The sequence below is a fragment of the Streptomyces xanthophaeus genome, from assembly GCF_030440515.1.
GTDB classification, from domain to species: Bacteria; Actinomycetota; Actinomycetes; order Streptomycetales; family Streptomycetaceae; genus Streptomyces; species Streptomyces kutzneri.
On sequence record NZ_CP076543.1, the window covers coordinates 2,941,332 to 2,963,699 of the forward strand.

At 71.9% G+C, this 22,368-nt stretch carries 23 protein-coding genes and 1 riboswitch; of the genes, 13 read left to right on the plus strand and 10 right to left on the minus strand.

Annotated features, from left to right (window positions below; all coding sequences use genetic code 11):
* Positions 1–51: 51 nt before the first annotated feature.
* The 6 genes from KO717_RS12495 (at position 52) to KO717_RS12520 (ending at position 7,713) form a co-directional block, all read left to right on the plus strand.
* The gene (locus tag KO717_RS12495; RefSeq protein WP_301366535.1) at positions 52–816 is read left to right on the plus strand and encodes a GntR family transcriptional regulator; all 765 of its coding nucleotides are present in this window, start codon (positions 52–54) and stop codon (positions 814–816) included.
* Between the two features lie 124 nt (positions 817–940).
* Positions 941–3,160 carry a carbon starvation CstA family protein gene (locus KO717_RS12500; protein ID WP_301366536.1) on the plus strand — a complete coding sequence of 740 codons (2,220 nt, stop codon included), beginning with the start codon at positions 941–943 and terminating at the stop codon, positions 3,158–3,160.
* Positions 3,157–3,354, plus strand: a complete 198-nt coding sequence (locus tag KO717_RS12505) for a CstA-like transporter-associated (seleno)protein (RefSeq protein ID WP_030016682.1) — start codon at positions 3,157–3,159, stop codon at positions 3,352–3,354. The genes KO717_RS12500 and KO717_RS12505 overlap by 4 nt, the downstream gene beginning before the upstream one ends.
* 138 nt (positions 3,355–3,492) lie before the next feature.
* A complete protein-coding gene (locus tag KO717_RS12510) occupies positions 3,493–3,990 on the plus strand; it encodes a GNAT family N-acetyltransferase (RefSeq protein ID WP_301366539.1) in 498 nt (165 codons plus the stop codon).
* A 51-nt stretch (positions 3,991–4,041) separates the two neighbouring features.
* Positions 4,042–4,163, plus strand: a riboswitch (cobalamin riboswitch).
* 143 nt (positions 4,164–4,306) lie between these two features.
* Positions 4,307–6,697, plus strand: coding sequence for a ribonucleoside-diphosphate reductase subunit alpha (locus tag KO717_RS12515; protein WP_301366541.1), 2,391 nt, complete (start codon positions 4,307–4,309; stop codon positions 6,695–6,697).
* Complete coding sequence (locus KO717_RS12520; RefSeq protein ID WP_033218634.1) at positions 6,697–7,713, plus strand: ribonucleotide-diphosphate reductase subunit beta; 1,017 nt, start codon at positions 6,697–6,699, stop codon at positions 7,711–7,713. The genes KO717_RS12515 and KO717_RS12520 overlap by 1 nt, the downstream gene beginning before the upstream one ends.
* A 107-nt stretch (positions 7,714–7,820) precedes the next feature.
* On the opposite strand, the gene KO717_RS12525 is transcribed toward KO717_RS12520, so the two are convergent.
* Entirely contained in the window at positions 7,821–8,048 is a 228-nt protein-coding gene (locus tag KO717_RS12525; RefSeq protein ID WP_301366543.1) for a hypothetical protein, read from the minus strand.
* 81 nt (positions 8,049–8,129) lie between these two features.
* Between KO717_RS12525 and KO717_RS12530 the strand changes: the two genes are divergently transcribed.
* A complete protein-coding gene (locus KO717_RS12530; RefSeq protein ID WP_301366545.1) occupies positions 8,130–9,095 on the plus strand; it encodes a helix-turn-helix domain-containing protein in 966 nt (321 codons plus the stop codon).
* Between the two features lie 15 nt (positions 9,096–9,110).
* Here the strand turns inward: KO717_RS12530 and def are convergent, their stop codons facing one another.
* The 8 genes from def to KO717_RS12570 form a co-directional block, all read right to left on the minus strand.
* Positions 9,111–9,746 (minus strand): peptide deformylase, encoded by a 636-nt coding sequence (gene def / locus KO717_RS12535; protein WP_266604740.1) that lies wholly within the window; start codon positions 9,744–9,746, stop codon positions 9,111–9,113.
* 82 nt (positions 9,747–9,828) lie between these two features.
* On the minus strand, positions 9,829–10,818 hold the full coding sequence (locus tag KO717_RS12540) for a tetratricopeptide repeat protein (protein ID WP_030011692.1): 990 nt from the start codon (positions 10,816–10,818) through the stop codon (positions 9,829–9,831).
* A 131-nt stretch (positions 10,819–10,949) separates the two neighbouring features.
* Positions 10,950–12,209, minus strand: a complete 1,260-nt coding sequence (locus KO717_RS12545) for an HD-GYP domain-containing protein (protein ID WP_301366548.1) — start codon at positions 12,207–12,209, stop codon at positions 10,950–10,952.
* On the minus strand, positions 12,206–13,744 hold the full coding sequence (locus KO717_RS12550; protein WP_301366550.1) for an HD-GYP domain-containing protein: 1,539 nt from the start codon (positions 13,742–13,744) through the stop codon (positions 12,206–12,208). The genes KO717_RS12545 and KO717_RS12550 overlap by 4 nt, the downstream gene beginning before the upstream one ends.
* 200 nt (positions 13,745–13,944) lie before the next feature.
* Positions 13,945–14,250, minus strand: coding sequence for a mycothiol system anti-sigma-R factor (gene rsrA / locus KO717_RS12555; protein ID WP_030012982.1), 306 nt, complete (start codon positions 14,248–14,250; stop codon positions 13,945–13,947).
* Positions 14,247–14,891 carry a sigma-70 family RNA polymerase sigma factor gene (locus tag KO717_RS12560; protein WP_030012983.1) on the minus strand — a complete coding sequence of 215 codons (645 nt, stop codon included), beginning with the start codon at positions 14,889–14,891 and terminating at the stop codon, positions 14,247–14,249. The genes rsrA and KO717_RS12560 overlap by 4 nt, the downstream gene beginning before the upstream one ends.
* 287 nt (positions 14,892–15,178) lie before the next feature.
* On the minus strand, positions 15,179–15,829 hold the full coding sequence (locus KO717_RS12565) for an alpha/beta hydrolase family protein (RefSeq protein WP_301366552.1): 651 nt from the start codon (positions 15,827–15,829) through the stop codon (positions 15,179–15,181).
* A 19-nt stretch (positions 15,830–15,848) separates the two neighbouring features.
* Entirely contained in the window at positions 15,849–16,667 is an 819-nt protein-coding gene (locus tag KO717_RS12570; RefSeq protein ID WP_301366554.1) for an SOS response-associated peptidase, read from the minus strand.
* A gap of 53 nt (positions 16,668–16,720) precedes the next feature.
* Between KO717_RS12570 and KO717_RS12575 the strand changes: the two genes are divergently transcribed.
* The 4 genes from KO717_RS12575 to KO717_RS12590 all read left to right on the plus strand — a co-directional run bounded on the left by KO717_RS12575 (position 16,721) and on the right by KO717_RS12590 (position 20,327).
* Entirely contained in the window at positions 16,721–17,434 is a 714-nt protein-coding gene (locus KO717_RS12575; protein ID WP_301366556.1) for a M50 family metallopeptidase, read from the plus strand.
* A 64-nt stretch (positions 17,435–17,498) separates the two neighbouring features.
* A complete protein-coding gene (gene aroA / locus KO717_RS12580) occupies positions 17,499–18,881 on the plus strand; it encodes a 3-phosphoshikimate 1-carboxyvinyltransferase (protein WP_301366558.1) in 1,383 nt (460 codons plus the stop codon).
* Between the two features lie 8 nt (positions 18,882–18,889).
* The gene (rsgA, locus tag KO717_RS12585; protein ID WP_301366560.1) at positions 18,890–19,900 is read left to right on the plus strand and encodes a ribosome small subunit-dependent GTPase A; all 1,011 of its coding nucleotides are present in this window, start codon (positions 18,890–18,892) and stop codon (positions 19,898–19,900) included.
* Between the two features lie 103 nt (positions 19,901–20,003).
* On the plus strand, positions 20,004–20,327 hold the full coding sequence (locus KO717_RS12590) for a DMT family transporter (protein WP_301366561.1): 324 nt from the start codon (positions 20,004–20,006) through the stop codon (positions 20,325–20,327).
* Here KO717_RS12590 and KO717_RS12595 read toward each other — a convergent pair.
* On the minus strand, positions 20,293–20,835 hold the full coding sequence (locus KO717_RS12595) for a TetR/AcrR family transcriptional regulator (RefSeq protein WP_301366562.1): 543 nt from the start codon (positions 20,833–20,835) through the stop codon (positions 20,293–20,295). The two genes, KO717_RS12590 and KO717_RS12595, sit on opposite strands and share 35 nt — an antisense overlap.
* A gap of 125 nt (positions 20,836–20,960) precedes the next feature.
* On the opposite strand from KO717_RS12595, the gene hisN reads away from it, so the two are divergent.
* Both hisN and KO717_RS12605 read left to right on the plus strand, forming a co-directional pair.
* Positions 20,961–21,764, plus strand: coding sequence for a histidinol-phosphatase (gene hisN, locus KO717_RS12600; RefSeq protein ID WP_301366564.1), 804 nt, complete (start codon positions 20,961–20,963; stop codon positions 21,762–21,764).
* Between the two features lie 170 nt (positions 21,765–21,934).
* Entirely contained in the window at positions 21,935–22,327 is a 393-nt protein-coding gene (locus tag KO717_RS12605) for a CBS domain-containing protein (protein ID WP_030385946.1), read from the plus strand.
* Positions 22,328–22,368 lie beyond the last annotated feature (41 nt).

Sequence of the window (22,368 nt, forward strand, 5' to 3'; positions counted from 1 at the left end):
TCGGAGGAGCCGGTGACGGCAGCGAAACTGGAGTCGGGAAGGCGGGCGGCGATGGCCACCGAAGGGGCGACCACGGAGCCGGAAGGCGGGGCAGCCACTCGCACGGCGCGTGTGCCCAAGTACTACCGACTCAAGCGGCACTTGCTCGACATGACCGAGACACTGCCGCCCGGCACGCCGGTGCCGCCCGAGCGCACGCTCGCGGCCGAGTTCGACACCTCGCGGACCACCGTCCGGCAGGCCCTCCAGGAACTGGTCGTGGAGGGGCGACTGGAACGGATCCAGGGCAAGGGCACCTTCGTCGCCAAGCCCAAGGTCTCCCAGGCCCTGCAACTGACCTCGTACACGGAGGACATGCGGGCTCAGGGCCTGGAACCGACGTCCCAGCTCCTCGACATCGGATACGTGACGGCCGACGACACCCTCGCCGGGCTGCTGAAGATCACCACCGGCGGACGGGTGCTGCGCATCGAGCGGCTGCGCCTGGCCAGCGGTGAGCCGATGGCCATCGAGACCACGCACCTCTCGGCCAAGCGCTTCCCCGCGCTGCGCCGGTCGCTGGCCAAGTACACCTCCCTCTACACCGCTCTCGCCGAGGTGTACGACGTCCACCTCGCCGAGGCCGAGGAGACCATCGAGACCTCACTGGCCACCCCGCGCGAGGCCGGCCTGCTCGGCACCGACGTCGGGCTGCCGATGCTGATGCTCTCCCGGCACTCCCTGGACGCCGACGGCGAACCGGTGGAGTGGGTGCGGTCGGTGTACCGCGGCGACCGGTACAAGTTCGTCGCCAGGCTCAAGCGCCCCGCCGCCTGACGTCGGTCCCCCGATCCGCGTACCGGAATTCCACGACCGGAATGCGGACGGGGTCTTACGTTCACCAGGCAATCCCCCGTAGATTCCGCCTGCTTACGCAGATGATCGACGAGGGGACGAGGTCATGCCTGAACCGGAAGCAACAGGGACAGAACGGGACGCGGCGAGTCCGGGCAGCCCGCCCGGCTCGCCTTCTCCCAGGTCCATCGCCGCGTGGGTGCTCGTCGGACTCGTCGGCGCCATCGGCTGGGGCGTGCTGGCGCTCTCGCGCGGCGAGGAGATCTCCGCCGCATGGCTGCTCGCCGCGGCCCTGGGCTCGTACGCGATCGCCTACCGCTTCTACGCACGCTTCATCGCGGACCGCGTGCTGAAGGTGGACGCCACCCGGGCCACCCCCGCCGAACGCCTTGACAACGGTGTCGACTTCCACCCCACCGACCGCCGGGTCCTCTTCGGCCACCACTTCGCGGCCGTGGCCGGCGCCGGCCCGCTCGTCGGACCCGTGCTCGCCGCACAGATGGGCTACCTGCCGGGCACCATCTGGATCGTCGCCGGCGTCATCTTCGCCGGGGCCGTCCAGGACATGGTCACGCTGTTCTTCTCCACCCGCCGCGACGGGCGTTCGCTCGGCCAGATGGCCCGGGACGAGATCGGCCCCGTCGGCGGGGCCGCCGCCCTGATCGCCGTGTTCGCCATCATGATCATCCTGCTGGCGGTGCTGGCCCTGGTCATCGTCAACGCCCTCGCGCACTCGCCCTGGGGCGTCTTCTCCATCGGCATGACCATCCCGATCGCCGTCTTCATGGGCTTCTACCTGCGCGTCCTGCGGCCGGGCCGGGTCACCGAGGTCTCCGTCATCGGCGTCGCGCTCCTGCTGCTCGCCATCGTCGCGGGCGGCTGGGTCGCCGAGTCCTCCTTCGCGGGCACCTTCACCCTGGAGAAGGAGACGCTGGTCATCTGGATGGTGGTGTACGGCTTCCTGGCATCGGTGCTGCCGGTGTGGATGCTGCTCGCCCCCCGCGACTACCTCTCCACCTTCATGAAGGTCGGCACCATCGCGCTCCTCGCGCTCGGCGTGGTCATCGCGATGCCCACCCTGAAGATGCCCTCGGTCACCGACTTCGCGGCGCGCGGCGACGGACCGGTCTTCGCCGGGTCGATGTTCCCCTTCGTCTTCATCACCATCGCCTGTGGCGCGCTCTCCGGCTTCCACGCCCTGGTCTCCTCGGGAACCACCCCGAAGATGATCCAGAAGGAGACCCAGGTCCGCATGATCGGCTACGGCGCCATGCTGACCGAGTCCTTCGTCGCCGTCATGGCGATCATCGCGGCCTGCATCATCGAGCCCGGGCTCTTCTTCGCGGTCAACTCCCCCGGCGGGGTCATCGGCACCACGGTCGAGTCCGCCTCCCAGGCGGTGACCAACTTCGGCTTCGCCATCTCCCCCGAGGCGCTCGCCCAGGCCGCGAAGGACGTCGAAGAAGCCAGTCTGCTCTCGCGCACGGGTGGCGCGCCGACCTTCGCACTCGGAATGTCGGAGATCTTCTCCGCCGTGGCCGGCGGCGCCGGGATGAAGGCCTTCTGGTACCACTTCGCCATCATGTTCGAGGCGCTCTTCATCCTGACGACGCTCGACGCGGGCACCCGCGTGGGCCGGTTCATGCTCCAGGACACGCTCGGCAACGTGCACAAGTCCTTCAAGAACGTCAGCTGGAAGCCCGGCGTGTGGTTCGCGAGCGCGATCGTCGTCGGCGGCTGGGGCTACTTCCTGTGGGTCGGCATCAAGGACCCGCTCGGCGGCATCAACCAGCTCTTCCCGCTCTTCGGCATCGCCAACCAGCTACTCGCCGCGGTCGCACTGGCCGTCTGCACCACGCTGCTGATCAAATCCGGCCGGCTCAAGTGGGCCTGGGTGACGGGCGTTCCGCTCGTCTGGGACGCCACGGTGACCCTCACCGCGAGCTACCAGAAGATCTTCTCCGACGACGTGAAGGTCGGCTTCTTCGCCCAGCGCGACAAGTACCAGGCCGGAATCGACGCCGACAAGGTCCTGGCGCCGGCGAAGAACATGGACGACATGCACACCGTGGTCACCAACGCCACGGTCGACGGCGTCCTGTGCGCCTTCTTCGCGGTCCTGATCATCGTGGTCCTCGCGGACGCGGCCCGGACCTGCCTCAAGGCCGTCCGCGACCCGGGGTCGGCGACCCTCTCGGAGACCCCGTGGACCGAGTCGAGGATCGTCGCCCCGGCCGGGCTGATCGCGACCGCCGAGGAGCGGGCGGAGCTCGCCGCGGCGGGCCCGGAGGCGGGCGGCGGCCACGTCAAGGAGCCGGTGGCGTGAGCACCGTACGGAGCGTGCTGGCCAGGGCCCGGTTCTACGTACGGGAGTTCTCGGGGGAGGCCGCGTACGACCGGTACGTGGCCCACGCCCGCTCCCACGACCCGGACGCGGAGGTCCTCACCCGCCGCGCCTTCGAACGCGCCCGTACGGATGCCCGCGAGGCGGACCCCCGCGAGGGCTTCCGCTGCTGCTGAGCCGCCCCGCACGCCGAAGGCCCCGCCGGATGCTTCCGGCGGGGCCTTCGGGCTGTTCAGCGCCTCGCTCACCCTGCTCGACGGTGCGGGCTCCGACGACAGCGCCGCCCGCCGGGGCCGTCCTGCACACTCGACCGCATGGACATGGTGATCAGAACGGCGCTGCCCGCCGACTACGCGGAGCTGGGTGAGATCACGGCGCAGGCCTATCTCGCCGACGGGCATCTGGACTTCAACGAGGACGACCACTACCTGAACGTGCTGCGCGACGTGGCCGGCCGGGCCGCCCGGGCCGAGGTACTGGTCGCCGAGCGGGACGGGCGGGTGCTGGGCGGTGTGACCTTCGCCGCTCCGGGCAGTCCGCTCGCCGACATCGCGGGCCCCGGCGAGGCGGAGTTCCGGATGCTTGCGGTGGCCCACGAGGCGCGCGGCCAGGGCGCCGGCGAGGCTCTGGTGCAGGCCTGCGTCGAGCGGGCGCGGGCCCTGGAGGGCGTGACCGGCCTGGTTCTCTCCACCCAGCGCAGCATGGCCGGCGCCCACCGGATCTACGCGCGCCTGGGCTTCGTACGCACTCCGGAGCGGGACTGGGCGCCGATCGAGGGCCTGACACTCCTCACTTACCGGCTCAAGCTGTAGCCACGCCGACACTACATGTGGGGGTTACCGCACAGGGCCGCCCCCACATGTATGCTCATGCCTGCTGTCGCCGCAGGGGAATCCGGTGCGAATCCGGAACTGTCCCGCAACGGTATGAAGTGTCCGGCTACCGGACGCCAAGTCCGATGACCTGCCGTCAGCGCGCCCGGCTCGACCGAACCGGGTGCCGATTCGTCCGGGCCTCGCGGTTGGGCCGGTGGACGCCATGCGGGGTACGCGTTCTCGTCGCGCCCGCATGCGCCCGCTCGCGCCCCGCCCCGCTGATGACCGGGCCGAGCGAGGGAGAGCTCCCGCCGTGACCATCGCGCCTTCCGCACCGCGCGCCGAGTCCGTTTCTGGCGACAACACCGAGGGCCCGGGGGCCACGCTGCTGCGTACCCTCACCGAACTTACGGCGGACCTCCCCGACACCGACCCCGGCCGGGTCGCGGCCTCCGCGCTGCGCGGCCGCAGCTCCGCCGCCGACGACGCCGAACTGCGCGGGCTGGCCACGGAGGCCGCCGCCGGTCTGATCTCCGAGGACCCGGCCTACTCCCGGCTCGCCGCCCGCCTGCTGACGCTGGCCGTGCGCGACGAGGCCGCGAGCCAGGGCTCCACCTCCTTCTCGGCCTCCGTCGAGGTCGGCCACCGCGAGGGCCTCATCGCCGACCGCACGGCCGAGTTCGTCCGCACCCACGCGGGCCGGCTCGACTCGCTCGTCGAACTGACCCTCGCCGAGGGCGCCGACGACCGCTTCGGCTTCTTCGGCCTGCGCACCCTGCACAGCCGCTACCTGCTGCGCCACCCGATCACCCGTCAGGTCATCGAGACCCCGCAGTACTTCATGCTGCGCGTGGCCTGCGGCCTGGCCGCCGACGACAGCGTGCAGGCCGTGGAGGAAGTGGCCTCGCTGTACCGGCTGATGAGCCGCCTGGACTACCTGCCGTCCTCCCCCACGCTCTTCAACTCCGGCACCCGGCACCCGCAGATGTCCTCCTGCTACCTGCTGGACTCCCCGCTGGACGAGCTCGACTCGATCTACGACCGCTACCACCAGGTCGCCCGCCTCTCCAAGCACGCCGGCGGCATCGGCCTCTCGTACTCCCGCATCCGCGCCCGCGGTTCGCTGATCCGTGGCACCAACGGCCACTCCAACGGCATCGTGCCGTTCCTGAAGACCCTCGACGCCTCCGTCGCCGCCGTGAACCAGGGTGGCCGCCGCAAGGGCGCCGCCGCCGTCTACCTGGAGACCTGGCACGCGGACATCGAGGAGTTCCTGGAGCTCCGCGACAACACCGGTGAGGACCAGCGCCGTACGCACAACCTGAACCTCGCCCACTGGGTCCCGGACGAGTTCATGCGCCGCGTGAACGCCGACGCCGACTGGTCGCTGTTCTCCCCGGCCGACGTGCCCGAGCTGGTCGACCTGTGGGGCGACGCGTTCGACGCCGCCTACCGCAAGGCCGAGGCGGACGGCCTGGCCCGCAAGACCATGCCCGCCCGCGACCTGTACGGCCGGATGATGCGCACCCTCGCGCAGACCGGCCAGGGCTGGATGACCTTCAAGGACGCCTCCAACCGCACGGCGAACCAGACCGCCGAGCCGGGCACGGTCGTGCACTCCTCGAACCTGTGCACCGAGATCATCGAGGTCACCAACGACGGCGAGACGGCCGTCTGCAACCTCGGCTCGGTCAACCTGGGCGCATTCGTCATCGACACGGCGGACGGCCCGGAGATCGACTGGGAGCGGATCGACGAGACCGTCCGCACCGCCGTCACCTTCCTCGACCGCGTGGTGGACATCAACTTCTACCCGACCGAGCAGGCCGGCCGCTCCAACGCCCGCTGGCGTCCGGTGGGCCTGGGCGCGATGGGCCTCCAGGACGTCTTCTTCAAGCTGAAGCTGCCCTTCGACTCCCCCGAGGCGAAGGCCCTGTCCACCAAGCTCTCCGAGCGCATCATGCTGGCCGCGTACGAGGCCTCCTGCGACCTCGCCGAGCGCAGCGGCCCGCTGCCGGCCTGGGAGCAGACCCGTACCGCCCGTGGTGTCCTGCACCCGGACCACTACGACGTCGAGCTGAACTGGCCGGAGCGCTGGGAGGCGCTGCGCACCCGCGTCGCCGAGACCGGTATGCGCAACTCCCTGCTCCTCGCCATCGCCCCGACCGCCACGATCGCCTCGATCGCCGGCGTGTACGAGTGCATCGAGCCGCAGGTCTCCAACCTCTTCAAGCGTGAGACGCTCAGCGGTGAGTTCCTCCAGGTGAACGGCTACCTGGTGGAGGAGCTGAAGCAGCTCGGCGTGTGGGACGCCCAGACCCGCGAGGCGCTGCGCGACTCCTCCGGCTCGGTCCAGGGCTTCAGCTGGATCCCGGCCGAGGTCCGCGAGCTGTACCGCACGGCGTGGGAGATCCCGCAGCGCGGTCTGATCGACATGGCGGCGGCCCGTACGCCGTTCCTGGACCAGTCGCAGTCGCTGAACCTGTTCCTGGAGACGCCCACCATCGGCAAGCTCAGCTCGATGTACGCGTACGCCTGGAAGCAGGGTCTGAAGACCACCTACTACCTGCGCTCGCGCCCGGCGACGAAGATCGCCCGCGCCGCGCAGGCGGCCACCCCCGTCGAGCTGCCGCAGGCGGTCGCCGACGCCGAGGCGCTGGCCTGCTCCCTTGAGAACCCCGAGTCCTGCGAGGCCTGCCAGTAATGAGCTCCAACGACCAGAAGAACCTCCTGGACCCGGGCTTCGAGCTCACGCTCCGCCCGATGCGCTACCCGGACTTCTACGAGCGCTACCGGGACGCGATCAAGAACACCTGGACCGTCGAGGAGGTCGACCTCCACTCGGACGTCGCGGACCTCGCGAAGCTGACGCCCTCCGAGCAGCACATGATCGGCCGGCTGGTCGCGTTCTTCGCCACGGGCGACTCGATCGTCTCGAACAACCTGGTGCTGACGCTCTACAAGCACATCAACTCCCCGGAGGCGCGCCTGTACCTGTCGCGCCAGCTGTTCGAGGAGGCCGTGCACGTCCAGTTCTATCTGACGCTGCTCGACACCTACCTGCCCGACCCGGACGACCGCGCGGCGGCCTTCGACGCGGTCGAGGAGATCCCCTCCATCCGCGAGAAGGCTCAGTTCTGCTTCAAGTGGATGGACTCGGTCGAGAAGATCGACCGGCTGGAGACGGCCGCCGACCGCCGCCGCTTCCTGCTGAACCTGATCTGCTTCGCGGCGTGCATCGAGGGCCTGTTCTTCTACGGCGCCTTCGCGTACGTGTACTGGTTCCGCTCGCGCGGTCTGCTGCACGGCCTGGCCACCGGCACCAACTGGGTCTTCCGCGACGAGACCATGCACATGAACTTCGCCTTCGAGGTCGTGGACACGGTCCGCAAGGAGGAGCCGGAGCTCTTCGACGACGCCCTCCAGCAGCAGGTCACCGACATGCTCAAGGAGGCCGTGGAGGCGGAGCTGCAGTTCGGCCGCGACCTGTGCGGTGACGGCCTGCCGGGGATGAACACCGAGTCGATGCGCGAGTACCTGGAGTGCGTCGCGGACCAGCGCCTGGTCCGTCTGGGCTTCCCGCCGGTGTACGGCTCGCAGAACCCGTTCTCCTTCATGGAGCTGCAGGGTGTGCAGGAGCTGACGAACTTCTTCGAGCGCCGTCCGTCGGCCTACCAGGTCGCGGTCGAGGGCACGGTCGACCTGGACGAGGACTTCTGAGACCTTGCAGGCCTCGTAGGTATTGCAGAGCTTGAGGGCTTGAGGGCTTGACCGGGGAGCCGGGATGCGGAGACTTCCGTGTCCCGGCTTCTCGCGTTCCCCGGTGTTCAGTGGGCGATGGGGCCCCAGTACCGCCGCGCGGCGGGCCGGAAGGCGCGCCGCCGCGGGGTGGGCGGGAGGCCGCCCGCGCGCTGGCGGGGCAGCCACACCAGCCGGGTCGCGACGGCCCGGATCTGCTGGTCGATCCGCCGGTCGCGCAGGATCCCGTACAGGCTGGGCGCGAGCACGAGGGCGGCGAGGGCGAGGACGGCGAGGTAGTTCACGAAGGTGGTCATAGCTCTACTGTCCGCCTGATCGCCCATGATCGACAGTGGCAGTACTGTCATAGAAGACCGAATTACTGCCACACTGGAGTCATGCTGACCAATGTGGCCGTGGCCCTCGTCGACGGAGTCGCCCCCTTCGAGCTGGGGATCTTCTGCGAGGTGTTCGGAATCGATCGCAGTGACATGGGCGTACCGGTGTACGACTTCGCCGTCTGCGCGGCGGAGGACGGGCCGCTGAGCGTGGGCGGGGGCGCCTTCGGGATCACCCCGGCGCACGGACTGGAGCGGCTGGAGGAGGCCGACCTCGTCTGTCTGCCCGCCGCCAGTGACGCCGGCGTACGCATCTACCCCGAGCCCCTCCTCGCGGCCCTGCGCCGGGCCGTGGACCGGGGTGCGCGGGTCCTCAGCGTGTGCAGCGGGGCCTACATCCTCGGCGCCGCCGGACTGCTGGACGGTCGCCGGTGCACCACGCACTGGATGCACGCCGCGGCGCTGACCCGCCGCTTCCCGCGGGCCGTCGTCGACCCGGACGTGCTCTACGTCGACGAGGGCTCGGTGATCACCGCTGCCGGCACCGCCTCGGGCATCGACGCGTGCCTGCACGTGGTCCGCCAGGAGCACGGGGCCGAGGTGGCCAACATCATCGCGCGCAGGATGGTCGTCCCGCCGCACCGGGACGGCGGGCAGGCCCAGTTCATCCAGCGGCCGTTGCCGCGCACGGCCTGTGACACGGTGGGCGAGGTGATCGAGTGGATGGCCCGCCACCTGGGCGAGGAGATCACCGTCGAACAGCTCGCGGAGCGCGCGCACATGTCCCCGCGGACCTTCGCCCGCCGCTTCCTCCAGGAGACCGGCACCACCCCGTACAAGTGGGTGCTGCGCCAGCGGGTCCTGCTCGCGCAGGAGCTCCTGGAGTCGACCGGCGAGACGGTGGACGCGATCGCCGGCCGCTGCGGCTTCGGCAACGCGGCCGCCCTGCGCCACCACTTCCTGCGGACCCTGGGCACCACGCCGAACTCCTTCCGGCGCGCCTTCCGGGGCCCGCAGGCCGCCTAGAACGTCACTTCACGATCAGGCGTTGGGGACCGTCTCGTAGCGCGGGGTGCCCTCTTCCATCTGGCGCAGGGCGTCCTTGCGGTCCCGCTTCGAGAGGCGGTCGATGTAGAGGTAGCCGTACAGGTGGTCGGTCTCGTGCTGCAGGCAGCGGGCGAAGTAGCCGGTGCCGCGCACCTTGATCGGGTTGCCCTGCGCGTCCTGGCCCTCGACCTCGGCGTAGTCCGGGCGGGCCAGCGAGGCGTACGCCGTCGGGACCGACAGGCAGCCCTCGTTCGAGTCGTCCAGCACCCGCGCGCCGGCCGGCAGTTCGATCAGCTTCGGGTTGACGACGACACCGGTGTGCCGCTTGCCGTCGTCGTCCGGGCAGTCGTAGACGAAGACCTTGGCGTCCACGCCGATCTGGTTCGCGGCCAGGCCCACGCCCTCGGCGGCCTTCTGGCTGGCGAACATGTCGTCGATCAGCTGCGCCAGCTCGTCGCCGAACTCGGTGACGTCCTTGCACTCCCGGTGCAGGACCGGGTTGCCGACCACGGTGATCGGACGGGCCGTGCCGCGCTGACGGTGGGCGAGCTCGCGCGCCTCACAGTCCTCGGTGTCCACGACGTACCCGTCGTTCACGCTCTCGACAACCTCGTTCTCCTGCTGCGCCATGTCCGCCGTACGCCTTCCGTAAGTCCCGGTCACCGATGGCCGTGGTGGCCACCGATGTGCCGGTACAGCCTACGGCCCCGGGTCAGCAGACTTCTTCGAGATCCCGCCACTCCCTGGTACCCGGGCTGTCCGCGACCCAGCCGTCGAGCAGTCCGCGCACCAGACCGGCCGGTGCCGCGATCCCGCATTCGCGCTCGGGGACCCACAGGGAGCCCGAGCCGGCCGTACGGTGCCCGAGCGGTCCGGGGTGGCCCGGCTCGCTGTGGTCGTGCGGATCGAGGTGCTGCTCACCGTCGCCCTCGTCGCTCGGCATCTCGCTCTCCGAACAGGTCCGGCACAGCAGCCGCACCGACGAGGACCAGTCCTCGGCGGCGAATCCGGCGTCCGAGGCCAGCTGCTCCAGCGCGTCGCGGTCCGCCTCGGTGGCCGCCTCCAGCAGCACCACCCAGGTCGGTACCGGGGAGGGCGCCCACAGCTCGATCTCGTCGAACACGGGGTACGAGGGCCCGGCCGCGGTCACCCGCTCGCCGTGCGGGACGCCGTCGTGGAGGACGACCTCGCCCCAGCGCCGCCCCGACGAGGGCAGCGGGATCGACAGGACCTCCAGCCGGGCCGGGTCCAGCCGACGGCCCCAGACCACCTCGGCCTCGCCCTCGGGCGAGAGCCGCACGGCGGCGCTGCCGAGCTCCATGCCGACCGGCTCGCCCGCTCCGGCCGCGTCCCCGGGCACCTTCAGCCCGTACGCCTGCCAGGCCCGCCGGGCCAGGGGCCAGTCCTGCAGCGCGGTGGCGGCGATCCCCACGTTCCACCAGTCCGGGGCGCCCGTCTCACGGTCCAGCAGGGCCACGGCGCGCAGCCCGGCGGCCCGCGCCTGCTCCCAGTCGTGCCGGAACTTGTGCAGCAGCGCCAGATTGAACCAGGACTCGGACAGCCAGGGCTCCAGGTCCGCCGCTCTGGTCAGGAGCGCGCCCGCGTCCTCGTACCGCCCGTCGCCGATCAGCGTGAACGCGCGGTCGGTGGCCTGCCGCCACGAGGCGGAGGGCCGATGCCGTACCTTCCCGAAGATCCTCACGATTCCCGCCTGCCTGGGGGCACCTCCCAGCGGTCGCTGGGGGACAACGGTGCAGCCTTGCGGACACTCCTGCTTTCCCTCTTACTGGCATCCAACCATGCCCACTCGGACGGCCGCTCATTACCCATGGGTTACCCCGGTGGGACGGGCACCACTCTGTGACGTCCGCCCCTGGCCAGAACCCTTGCCAGGCACTCCACGACCTCCGGCTGGTAATCATGCCCGGTACCCAGGCGGAGCCGCTCCAGGGCGGCCAGTGAGCCACCCGGGTGACGGTTCCCGCCGACCAGATCGTCGTACGCATTCACCGTACGCACGATCCGGGCCGCCGTGGGCTGCTCCCGGTACGGATCCGCCTGCCGCTCCACCACCACGGCGACCTCGGCGGGCACCCCGGTCTGCCGGGCCACTTCCCCGCCCAGCTCGGCGATCCGGCGGGCCTCGCCGTCGGGCAGTCCGGCCGTGGCCCCGTCCGGGACCGGGTCGACGAGGGAGAGCTGGCCGATGTCGTGCATCAGGGCGGCGTACTCCAGCACCGTCAGCTCCCGCTCCGACAGACCCAGCTCCCGGCCGACGGCGCAGCTCAGGGCGGCCACCCGGCGGGAGTGGCCCGGCCGCGTGCAGCCGGCGATCTCGGTGGCGCGGGCCAGGGAGGTGATGGTCTGGCGGTAGGTGGTGCGGATCGCGGTGATCCGGTGGAAGGACAGCTGGGTCAGCAGCAGGGGCACGCTGAGGACGGGCAGGGCCCACAGGCCCGCGACGGCCGCGCCGAGCGCCGTCACGACCCCGGTGGCGCAGATCGCCGAGCCGATGCCGAGCTGGGCGCGCAGTTCGTCGTGCAGCAGCGGACCGTACGGCCGGCCGGTGCCGGCCCCGGCGAGCGCGGCGGCGAGCACGGCGTCGCACAGGGCGGTGAGGCCGAGGAGGAAGAGCAGGAAGCCGACGAGGTACGGGCCCTGGCCCACCCACTGCTCCAGCCGGCCCGAGTTGTAGAGCGGCTGGAAACAGGCGGCGGCGAAGGCGACCGTGAGCACCCGGCGGGAGAGGTGGTCGAGGGCGGGGCCGCGGCCGCGGGCGATGTGCGGGACGATCCCGGCGAGGACGGCCGCGACGACGACCGCGACGGTCTGGAGCACCCCGTGGTGGGTGGGCTGCCCGGCGTTCTGGCCGAGCAGGGCGTAGGCGAGGGCTCCGGCGGAGCCGAGCGGGGCGGGGCGGCGGCCGAGGGGGTTCTGGCGGTCCCGGCGGGCGAGCTCCCCGACGGTGATCAGGGTGGCGAAGGCCAGGGCGGCGCCGGGCTCGGCGACGCCGTTCCACAGGGTGTGGCCGAGCGCGGCGCCGGTGAGCACCCCGGCGGCCCCCCGCACGGTCCACGCGGCCGGGGCCCTCATCCGCCCGCCCCGGCGCCGTCCGCGTCCGGGCCGGGGCCGCCGGCCGGGCCGGGAACGGCGGGGACCCTGCCCGGTGAGGGCGGGGCCGGGGCGAGGGGGCGGGAGCCCTGGTCCGGCAGCCCGGCCAGGGCCGCGGGGTCCGGCTCCGGCCCCGGCCTCAGCCCCGGCCCCGGCTCCGGCCCCGGCTCCGGCGCGGCCGCACGCGCCGGGATCACCTGGAGGTCCTCGTCGGAGGTCACCACCGGGTGCCAGCCGGTCCGGCCGATCGCGTCGACCAGCGCCCGCACCATCGACGGGTCGAACTGCGCCCCCGCACACCGTTCCAGCTCCGCGAGGGCGACCGGCACCGGCCGGGCCCGGCTGTACGAGCGGGTCGAGGTCATCGCGTCGAAGGCGTCGGCCACCGCCACCACCCGGGCCAGTACCGGGATCTGCTCGCCGGTCAGCCCGTACGGATAGCCGGAGCCGTCGACCCGCTCGTGGTGGTGCAGGATCGCGGACCGGGCCTCACCGAGGAAGCCGATGCCGCGCACCATCTCGTGCCCGTACTCGGGGTGCAGCTCGATGATCCGGCGCTCCTGCGGGGTGAGCGGCCCGTCCTTGCGCAGCAGCCGGGTGGGGACGCCGAGTTTGCCCACGTCGTGCAGGATCCCGGCGATGCGGACCGTCTCCAGGCGGTCCTCGGTCATGCCCAGCTCCCGGGCGATCATCGTGGAGGCCTGGCCGACCCGTTCGCTGTGGCCGCGCGTGTAGCGGTCCTTGATGTCGACGGCCTGGACGAGGGCGCGGATGGTCGCCTGGTGGGCGGCGCGCTCGCGGTGGTACTGGGCGAAGACCCAGCAGGAGATGTACATCGGCAGCAGGACGAGCAGCGCGGCCGGGGGCCCGTAGGGGCTGCGCCACATGACGGCCATCATCAGGCCCGCGAGGCCGTGGGCGCAGTGCGGGGCGAGGGAGGAGGCCGCGAGTCCGCGCCAGGCGGTGGCGGCCGGGCGGCGTTCGGCGGTGGCCAGGATGCCGCCGTCGAGGGCGCTGAGCACCAGGCAGAAGGCGACGGCCGCGGCCGTCGCGGGAAGCAGGACGTAGGGGAAGTCGGCCGGCCCTGCGGGGGGCCCGGAGCCGGCGGAGGGGCCGCCGCCGAGGGTGGCCGGGCCGCGCAGCAGCCCGTAGGCCTGCCCCGCGACCCAGGCCGCGATCGCCTGCTGGGCGCCGTGCCAGACGCGGCGCACCCGGGCGGGCCGCTCGACGACGGTGCCCGCGAGTCCCCCGGGCAGCGCCACGAGCGCGGCGGCGGCGGGCGGCAGCAGGAAGACGGCGGCGAGCACCACGGGGAAGAAGGGGCCGATGCCCTCGGGCACACGGCTGCCCGGCGGCGGGCAGACCTTGACGAGTTCGCAGCCGAGGTAGAGCGCGGTGAGCAGGGCCACTGCCGTCCAGGGCGTAGCGGAATCCGTGAGGGCGGGGGTGACGCACGCGACGGCCGCGAGGACGGCGCACAGGATGTATCCGCGCGCCCCCGGCGGAAGTGCCCGCATGGCGCTCTCCTCCCCTGTGCCGTGCACACCGGGTGCCGAATCGAACCAGCACCGAATGGGGAGAATAGGTGGGGCCCGGAGCGGGGTGGGCCACATTTCCGCATTGGGCCATGCGGACGCCCCCGGATTAGCACATTCGGGTGAAGGAAGTGCTCTTCCGGGGGCGGCTGTTCAATCGTCCGGCCGGTGAACGGCGCGGGTCAGCCGGGCGCGGGATTGTCGGCGGTGACATCGTGGTCGGGCACCGCCTGACCGGACCTGATCAGTTCGATCCGGCCCATCACCTTCGACCGCAGGTCGGTCGGCACGTCGTCCGACCCGCAGCAGCGCTTCACCAGCTTCTTCACGGCCTGTTCGAGGCCGTACTTCTCCAGGCAGGGATTGCACTCGCCGAAATGCGTCTCGAACTTGGTGCAGTCACTGTCCGGCATCTCCTGGTCAAGGAACTCGTACAGGTGGTCCAGGACCTCAGAGCACTCTGTCTCGTGCGGCTCTCCGCAACTCATGAGTCCGAGCCTTTCCGGTCGTTCGACTCTCCCGCGCCCGCGGGAACCAGCCCGCGCTCACGGGCATAGTCCTCCAGCATTCCGCGGAGTTGACGGCGGCCACGGTGCAGTCGGGACATGACCGTACCGATGGGTGTACCCATGATGTCCGCGATCTCCTTGTACGCAAAGCCCTCTACGTCGGCAAGATAGACCGCGATGCGGAACTCCTCCGGAATGGCCTGCAGGGCTTCCTTCACGTCCGAATCCGGCAGGTGGTCGAGCGCCTGCGACTCGGCCGAACGCAGTCCGGTCGACATGTGCGACTCGGCGCGCGCCAGCTGCCAGTCCTCGATCTCCTCCGCCGCGCTGCGCTGCGGCTCACGCTGCTTCTTGCGGTAGGAGTTGATGAACGTGTTCGTCAGAATGCGGTAGAGCCACGCCTTCAGGTTGGTGCCCTCGCGGAACTGGTGGAAGGACGCGTACGCCTTCGCGTACGTCTCCTGGACCAGGTCCTCGGCGTCGGCCGGATTGCGCGTCATGCGCAGCGCGGCCGAGTACATCTGGTCGAGGTAGCCGAGGGCGTCCCGTTCGAAGCGCGCATTGCGCTCCAGGGTCGTCTCCTCCGCGTGGCCTTCGTCGGTCCCAGCGACAGGACCCACCTCCTCCGACAGCGTGGCGGCTCCGAAAGCGGACCCGCTCGAATCGGAGAATAGTCGACCTTCCCGGCCCTCCGCCGCCCGAAGCGAGCTGCGCTTGGGCGCGGGCAGCACGGTCCAGTCCAGGTCAGCGGCCTGCCGACGGTTCTGGCTGATGACCTGGGTCATGCGCTCCCTCTCCTCCGACGAGTTCCCCTACGTTCCGACATCCGAGACAACAGAAGGGGCCGGCGGCGCATTCCCGGGCGCCCGGGGGTTTTCGGCCTTCTCCGGGACGCGGCCGTCGGGCCTCACACGGGAAGCCGCGCGAGCCACTCCCCCACCGCCTCGGTGATCGTCGAGAGCGCCTCCTCCTGGGTGGTGTCCGCCTTCTTCGGCACCGCGAAGCCGTGATCGGCGTACGCCACCTCCACGAGCTCGTACGGGTCCTGCCCGGCCGGCGGCGGGAACTCCTCGGGCCGCCCGAAGGGGTCCCGGCCGCCCTGGACCACGAGGGCGGGCCGGCCTGCCCCCGAGAGCTCCTCGGCGCGGGACTTCTCCGGCCGGCCCGGCGGGTGCAGCGGGAAGGCCAGCGCCAGCACCCCGGCGGCCCCCAGCGCGGCGGCGGTCCGGCAGGCCACCCGGGCCCCGGCGCTGCGCCCGCCCGCGACCACCGGCAGCCCGGGCTCCACGAGCGCCGGCCACAGCCCGTGCCACCCCTCGTCCAGCACCTTGGGCGCGGCGGCGACCTTCTTCCCTGCGACCCGCCAGGGCTGTTCGACCAGGGCCACCGTGATCCCGCGGGCGGGCAGGGCGGCGGCCAGCGCCTGGAGGTCCCGGGCTTCGATGCCGCCGCCGGCGCCGTGGCTCACGGCGAGCACGAGCCTGGGCTCCGGCGCCCGGTGCCAGGTGATGCGGGCCTCGCCCGCCGGGGTGTCGACACTCTCGGTACGCGTGGTCATGCGTCCCATCCTGCCCGGGTCAGAAGAGGGTGCCCTCCTCCGGCGCGGCCAGCTCGGTCAGCAGCTCCGGGCCGTTGTTGCGCACGCTGCTCACCGCCGTCGACACCGGGTAGGCCCGCATCAGCCCGCCGGGCGGCGGGGCCAGCAGCTCCCGCAGCGAGCCCTCGGTGTCGGTGTTCGCCGGGTCCAGCCAGGCGTCCCAGCGGTCCGGGGTCAGCATCAGCGGCATCCGCGGGTGGATGTCGGCGAGCGAGCGCGGCCCTTCGGCGGGGGCCACGCCCAGGGGGCCGGTCTCGGCCTCCGTGGTGATCACCGAGCAGGTGACCCACCAGGAGAGCGGGTGCTCGTCGGGCAGGGTCCGGTCGCGCCAGAACTCGTATATCCCGGCCATGGCGAAGACGGAGCCGTCGGAGGGGAGCACGAAGTAGGGCTGCTTGCGGGTCCGCTTCTTCTTGCCCTCCACCTCCAGCTGCCGCTCGTCGTGGGCGGTGACCCACTCGTAGTAGCCGTCGGCGGGGACGATGCAGCGGCGCTGCGCGAAGGGCCGGCGGAAGGAGGGCTTCTCGTGCAGGGTCTCGGACCGGGCGTTGATCATCCGGGCGGCGCCGTCGGGGTTCTGGGCCCAGGAGGGGACCAGCCCCCACTTCAGGACGCGCAGCTGGCGAACCGGACGCGGGTGCGAGGCGTCTTTGAGGGGACGGTCGAGGACCACGTGGACCTCTTTCGTCGGCGCCACGTTGAAATCGGGGGCCAGAGCCTCCTCCGGGTCCCACCTCTCGATGCCGAAGGCCTCCACGAGGTCCTCGGGCCTACGACTCGCCGCATACCGTCCGCACATGGCTGTCACACTGCCATGCCACCTGTACACCACCGCAAGGAGTCCGCCACCTCATGGACAGCAGCACGACGGCCGGTCTCTGGGACCGGCTCACGGGCATACAGACCGCACCGGACCAGTGGCTGGTGATCGCGACCGGCGTGGTCGCGCTGGCGGCCGTGGGGCCCCGCCCGCTGTGGCGGCTGTCGCGCAACGCCATCACCATCGCGCACGAGGGCGGGCACGGACTGCTGGCGCTGCTCACCGGGCGCCGGCTGAGCGGGATACGCCTGCACTCCGACACCAGCGGGGTCACCGTCAGCCGGGGCAAGCCGACGGGGCTGGGGATGATCCTGACCGCGGCCGGCGGCTACACGGCGCCCTCGCTGCTCGGCCTCGGCGGGGCGGCCCTGCTGTCGGCGCACCGGATCACGCTGCTGCTGTGGGCGGCCACCGCCCTGCTGCTGGCGATGCTGGTGATGATCCGCAACGCGTACGGTGCCCTGACGGTGGTCCTGACCGGCGGAACCTTCGTGCTGGTGTCCTGGCTGGCCCCGGCCGGGGTGCAGGCCGGTTTCGCGTACCTGGTGGTGTGGTTCCTGCTGCTCGGCGGGGTCCGGCCGGTCTTCGAGCTGGGGGCCAAGCGACGGGGCGGCGGGGCACCCGATTCCGACGCCGACCAGCTCGGCCGGCTCACGCACCTGCACCCGGTGGTGTGGCTGCTCTTCTTCCACGTCGTCGCGCTGTGTTCGCTGATCGGCGGCGCCCGCTGGCTGCTCGCCCTGTGACCGCTCCCTGAGACGGGACCGGGATCAAGATCTGGCATCGGGGGAAGCCACTAAAGTGGGGGCCATGACCGAGACCCCCGCGCTCCCTGCCCTCTGGCCCGCTCCGCTCGCCGATGGGACCGTCCACGCCACCGTCACGGTGCCGGGGTCCAAATCGGTCACCAACCGGGCCCTCGTGCTCGCCGCGCTCGCCTCCGAGCCCGGCTGGGTGCGCCGCCCGCTGCGCTCGCGCGACTCCCAGCTGATGTCCGACGCGCTGCGTGCCATGGGCGTGGGCATCGAGGAGACCGTCTCGTCCAGCTCGGCCCGTTCCACCAACGGCGCAGTGGGCGGCGAGGCCTGGCGGATCATCCCGGCGGCCCTGCACGGCCCGACGACCGTGGACGTCGGCAACGCGGGCACGGTCATGCGCTTCCTGCCGCCCGTCGCCACCCTCGCCGACGGCGACATCCGCTTCGACGGCGACCCGCGCTCCTACGAGCGCCCGCTGGGCCAGGTCATCAGCGCCCTGCGCACCCTCGGCGCCCGCATCGACGACGACGGCCGGGGCGCGCTGCCCATGACCGTCCTGGGCGGCGGGGCCCTGGAGGGCGGCGCGGTCGAGATCGACGCCAGCAACTCCTCGCAGTTCGTCTCCGCGCTGCTGCTCTCCGCCCCGCGCTTCAACCAGGGCGTCGAGGTCCGGCACGTGGGCGGGAACCTGCCGTCGATGCCGCACATCCGGATGACCGTGGAGATGCTGCGCGCGGCGGGCGCCCAGGTCGACACCCCCGAGGCCGGCGGCGAGAAGGACGTCTGGCGGGTCTCGCCCGGCGCGCTGCTGGGCCGCGACATGGTCGTGGAGCCGGACCTCTCCAACGCACAGCCCTTCCTGGCCGCTGCCCTGATCACCGGCGGCACGGTCACCGTTCCGGACTGGCCGCACCGCACCACGCAGCCGGGCGACGCGCTGCGCCGGATCTTCACCGAGATGGGCGGCTCCTGCGAGCTGACCGACGCGGGCCTGGTCTTCACCGGCACCGGCAAGATCCACGGCATCGACGTGGACCTGAGCGAGGTCGGCGAGCTCACCCCGGGCATCGCGGCCGTGGCCGCGCTGGCCGACTCCGAGTCGGTGCTGCGCGGTGTCGCGCACCTGCGGCTGCACGAGACGGACCGGCTGGCCGCGCTGACCAAGGAGATCAACGCGCTCGGCGGCGATGTCACCGAGACCGCCGACGGCCTGCGCATCCGGCCGCGCCGGATGCACGGCGGCGTGTTCCACACGTACGACGACCACCGGATGGCCACCGCGGGCGCGGTGATCGGCCTGGCGGTGGAGGGCGTACAGATCGAGAACGTGGCGACGACCGCGAAGACCCTGCCGGACTTCCCGAAGATGTGGACCGACATGCTCGCCGGGGACGCCGGTGACTCCGGGGCACCCGGAGCGGGTGCGGGAGCGTAGGGCCCGTCATGCGCAGGTACGGCAAGCACACCGACGAGGACGACATCCGCCAGCGCCCGAACCCCAAGGGCAACCGGCCGCGGACCAGCATCCGGCCCAAGCACGAGGACGCGGCCGAGGGCTTCGTCCTCACCGTGGACCGTGGCCGGCTGACCTGCCTGGTCGAGGGCCGTTCCGTGCACGCGATGAAGGCCCGCGAACTGGGCCGCAAGGCCGCGGTGGTCGGCGACCGCGTCTGGATCGTCGGTGACCTGTCCGGCAAGAAGGACACCCTGGCCCGCATCGTGCGGATCGAGGAGCGCAAGTCCGTCCTGCGGCGCACCGCCGACGACGACGACCCGTACGAGCGGGTGGTCGTCGCCAACGCCGACCAGCTGGCCATCGTCACGGCCCTGGCCGATCCGGAGCCGCGGCCCCGGATGATCGACCGCTGTCTGGTGGCGGCGTACGACGCCGGGCTGGAGCCGCTGCTGGTGCTCACCAAGTCCGACCTGACCTCCGCGGACAAGATCCTGGAGATCTACTCGACCTTCGGCCTGAAGTACGTGGTGACCAACCGCGAGGAGCTCGCGGCGGGCGACGCGGCCGACCGGGTGCGCGAGCACCTCAACGGCCGGATCACCGCCTTCGTCGGCCACTCGGGCGTCGGCAAGACCACCCTGGTGAACTCGCTGGTCGCCGAGGGCCGCCAGCGTGCCACCGGAGTGGTCAACGCGGTGACCGGCCGCGGCCGGCACACCACCACCTCCGCGCTCGCGCTGCCGCTGCCGGGCGCCGACGGCTGGGTCATCGACACCCCGGGCGTCCGCTCCTTCGGGCTGCACCACGTGGACCCGTCCCGGGTGATCCTGGCCTTCCCCGAGCTGGTTCCGGGCACCGAGGAGTGCCCGCGCGCATGCAGCCACGACGAGCCGGACTGCGCGCTCGACAAGTGGGTGGAGGACGGGCACGCGGACCCCGCCCGGCTGTATTCGCTGCGCCGGCTGCTGGAGACGCGCGAGCGGCGCGAGGGCGACTGACCGTCCGGCGGTGGTTCGGCCGCGTTTGTCGGAGGCCCTGTCTGGATAAATGCATAATCGCACCAAGTGACGCGATGTCACCTGACGCGGGGAGGCATTCGACATGGCGTGGCTGCTGGTCGTGGTCGCGGGACTCCTGGAGACCGGTTTCGCGGTCTGCCTCAAGCTCTCCCACGGATTCACCCGGCTGGGGCCGACCGTCGCCTTCGCCTGCTTCGCGCTCGGCAGTTTCGGTCTGCTGACCCTTGCGCTCAAGAAGCTGGACGTGGGGCCGGCGTACGCGGTGTGGACGGGCATCGGCGCGGCCGGGACGGCGATCTACGGCATGGTCTTCCTCGGCGACCTGGTCTCCACCCTCAAACTCGTCTCGATCTCGCTGGTCATCCTCGGCGTCATCGGGCTCCAGTTGTCCGGGTCGGCGCACTGAGCAGCCTGCGCAGCTCGCCCGGCCCCGGCTCCTCCCCCGGGGCGATCACGTAGGAGAGGGCGAGGCGTACGGCGAGTTCGCAGCGCTGCGGGCCCTCCCCCGGCGTCAGCGCGGCGGCCGCCCGGTCCCGGACGGCCCGGGCCAGCTCGCCGGGCCCGGGCGCCCGGCCGCCCGCCGCGGGCAGGCCCGCGTCCCAGGCGCCGGTCAGCAGGGCCCGTACCAGGGGCTGGGCGCGGGCCGCCCGTACGGTCCACTCCGCGACGGCGGCGAGCCGCTCGGCGGCCTGGGCCGGGGCGGACAGGGCCCGGTCGACCCCGTCGAGGTAGCGGTCGGCCTCGCGGCGGACCAGCGCGCGGCCCAGGCCCGCCTTGCCGCCGAACTCGTTGTAGAGGGTCTGCCGGGACACCCCGGCGGCCGCGGCCACGTCGACCATCCGCACGTCCGGCCAGGGGCGCGCCGAGAGCGCCGCTCCCGCCGCCTCCAGCAAGGACTCCCGGGCTGCCGGCATCCGCGCCTCCCCGTTCGGCTCTCTCCGGCCAGAGTTGACGGGCCGCCAGATCCTGTCAAGGGCGCATCGGGGCCGCACTGTGGACGGCGTTGGCCGGGCTCCGGGAGTCTCGATACTGTTCGGGCATGCCCGAGTATGACGATGACCTGCGCCTTGCCCTCGAACTCGCCGACGCGGCGGACGCCGCCACGATGGAGCGCTTCCGCGCCCTCGACCTGCAGGTCGAGACGAAGCCGGACATGACCCCGGTGAGCGAGGCGGACAAGGCGGCCGAGGAGATCATCCGGGCCGGTATCGCGGCCGCGCGGCCGGACGACGCCATCCTGGGCGAGGAGTACGGGCTCAAGGGCAGCGGTCCGCGCCGCTGGGTGGTGGACCCGATCGACGGCACGAAGAACTACGTGCGCGGGGTCCCCGTCTGGGCGACCCTGATCTCCCTGATGGCCGAGGACACCGACGGCGAGTTCCGCCCGGTGGTCGGTGTGGTGTCCGCGCCGGCGCTGGGCCGCCGCTGGTGGGCGACCAGGGGCGGGGGCGCGTACGCGGGCGGCGCGCTCGGCGAGACCGGCGCCATCGGCGTGTCCAAGGTGGGCGGGCTGGCCGACGCCTCGTTCGCGTACTCCTCGCTGAGCGGCTGGGAGGAGCAGGGACGGCTGGCAGGGTTCCTGGACCTGACCCGGGCGTGCTGGCGGACCCGCGGCTACGGGGACTTCTGGCCGTACATGATGGTCGCGGAGGGCTCGCTGGACCTGTGTGCCGAGCCCGAACTCAACCTCTGGGACATGGCGGCCATCGCGGTCGTGGTCCAGGAGGCGGGCGGCCGCTTCACCAGCCTGGACGGCGTGGACGGGGTGCACGGCGGGAACGCGGCGGCCTCGAACGGACTGCTCCACGAGGAGATGCTGGACCTGCTCCGCCCGCGCTCCTGAGCCCTCCGAGCGCTGTCCGCGCTCCGTTGCGCGCCTTCTTGTCGGCCCTGCGGGTCCATGGGAATCTGATACTCCCCACGCTTGTGCGCTTGTGAACCGTTTCTCTAGAGGCGGTTCCCCGGACGCACCCACCCAGGCGGGGGGACTCACCCCAGGAGGTGGCTCTCTTCATGCTCGTCCGTGACGCCATGAGCACCGTGATCCTCACCCTCGGACCCGCACACACCCTCCGGCAGGCGGCCTGCCTGATGTCCGGCCGGCGCGTCGGCGCGGCCGTCGTCCTCGACCCCGACCACAGCGGAATCGGCATCCTGACCGAGCGCGACATCCTCAACTCGATCGGCGCGGGCCACGACCCGGACCGGGAGTCCGTGGGCGCGCACACCACCAACAACGTCGTGTTCTGCACCCCGGAAGCCACGGTGCAGGAGGCCGCCGAGGCGATGGCCCACGGCGGCTTCCGGCACCTGATCGTGCTGGAGCACGGCGGACCCGTCGGCATCGTGTCCGTACGCGACGTCATCCGCTGCTGGGTCCCGGCGCGGCGCACGGTCCCCGCGTGAAACGACGCCGGGCCGCAGTCCTCCGAGGAGGGCTGCGGCCC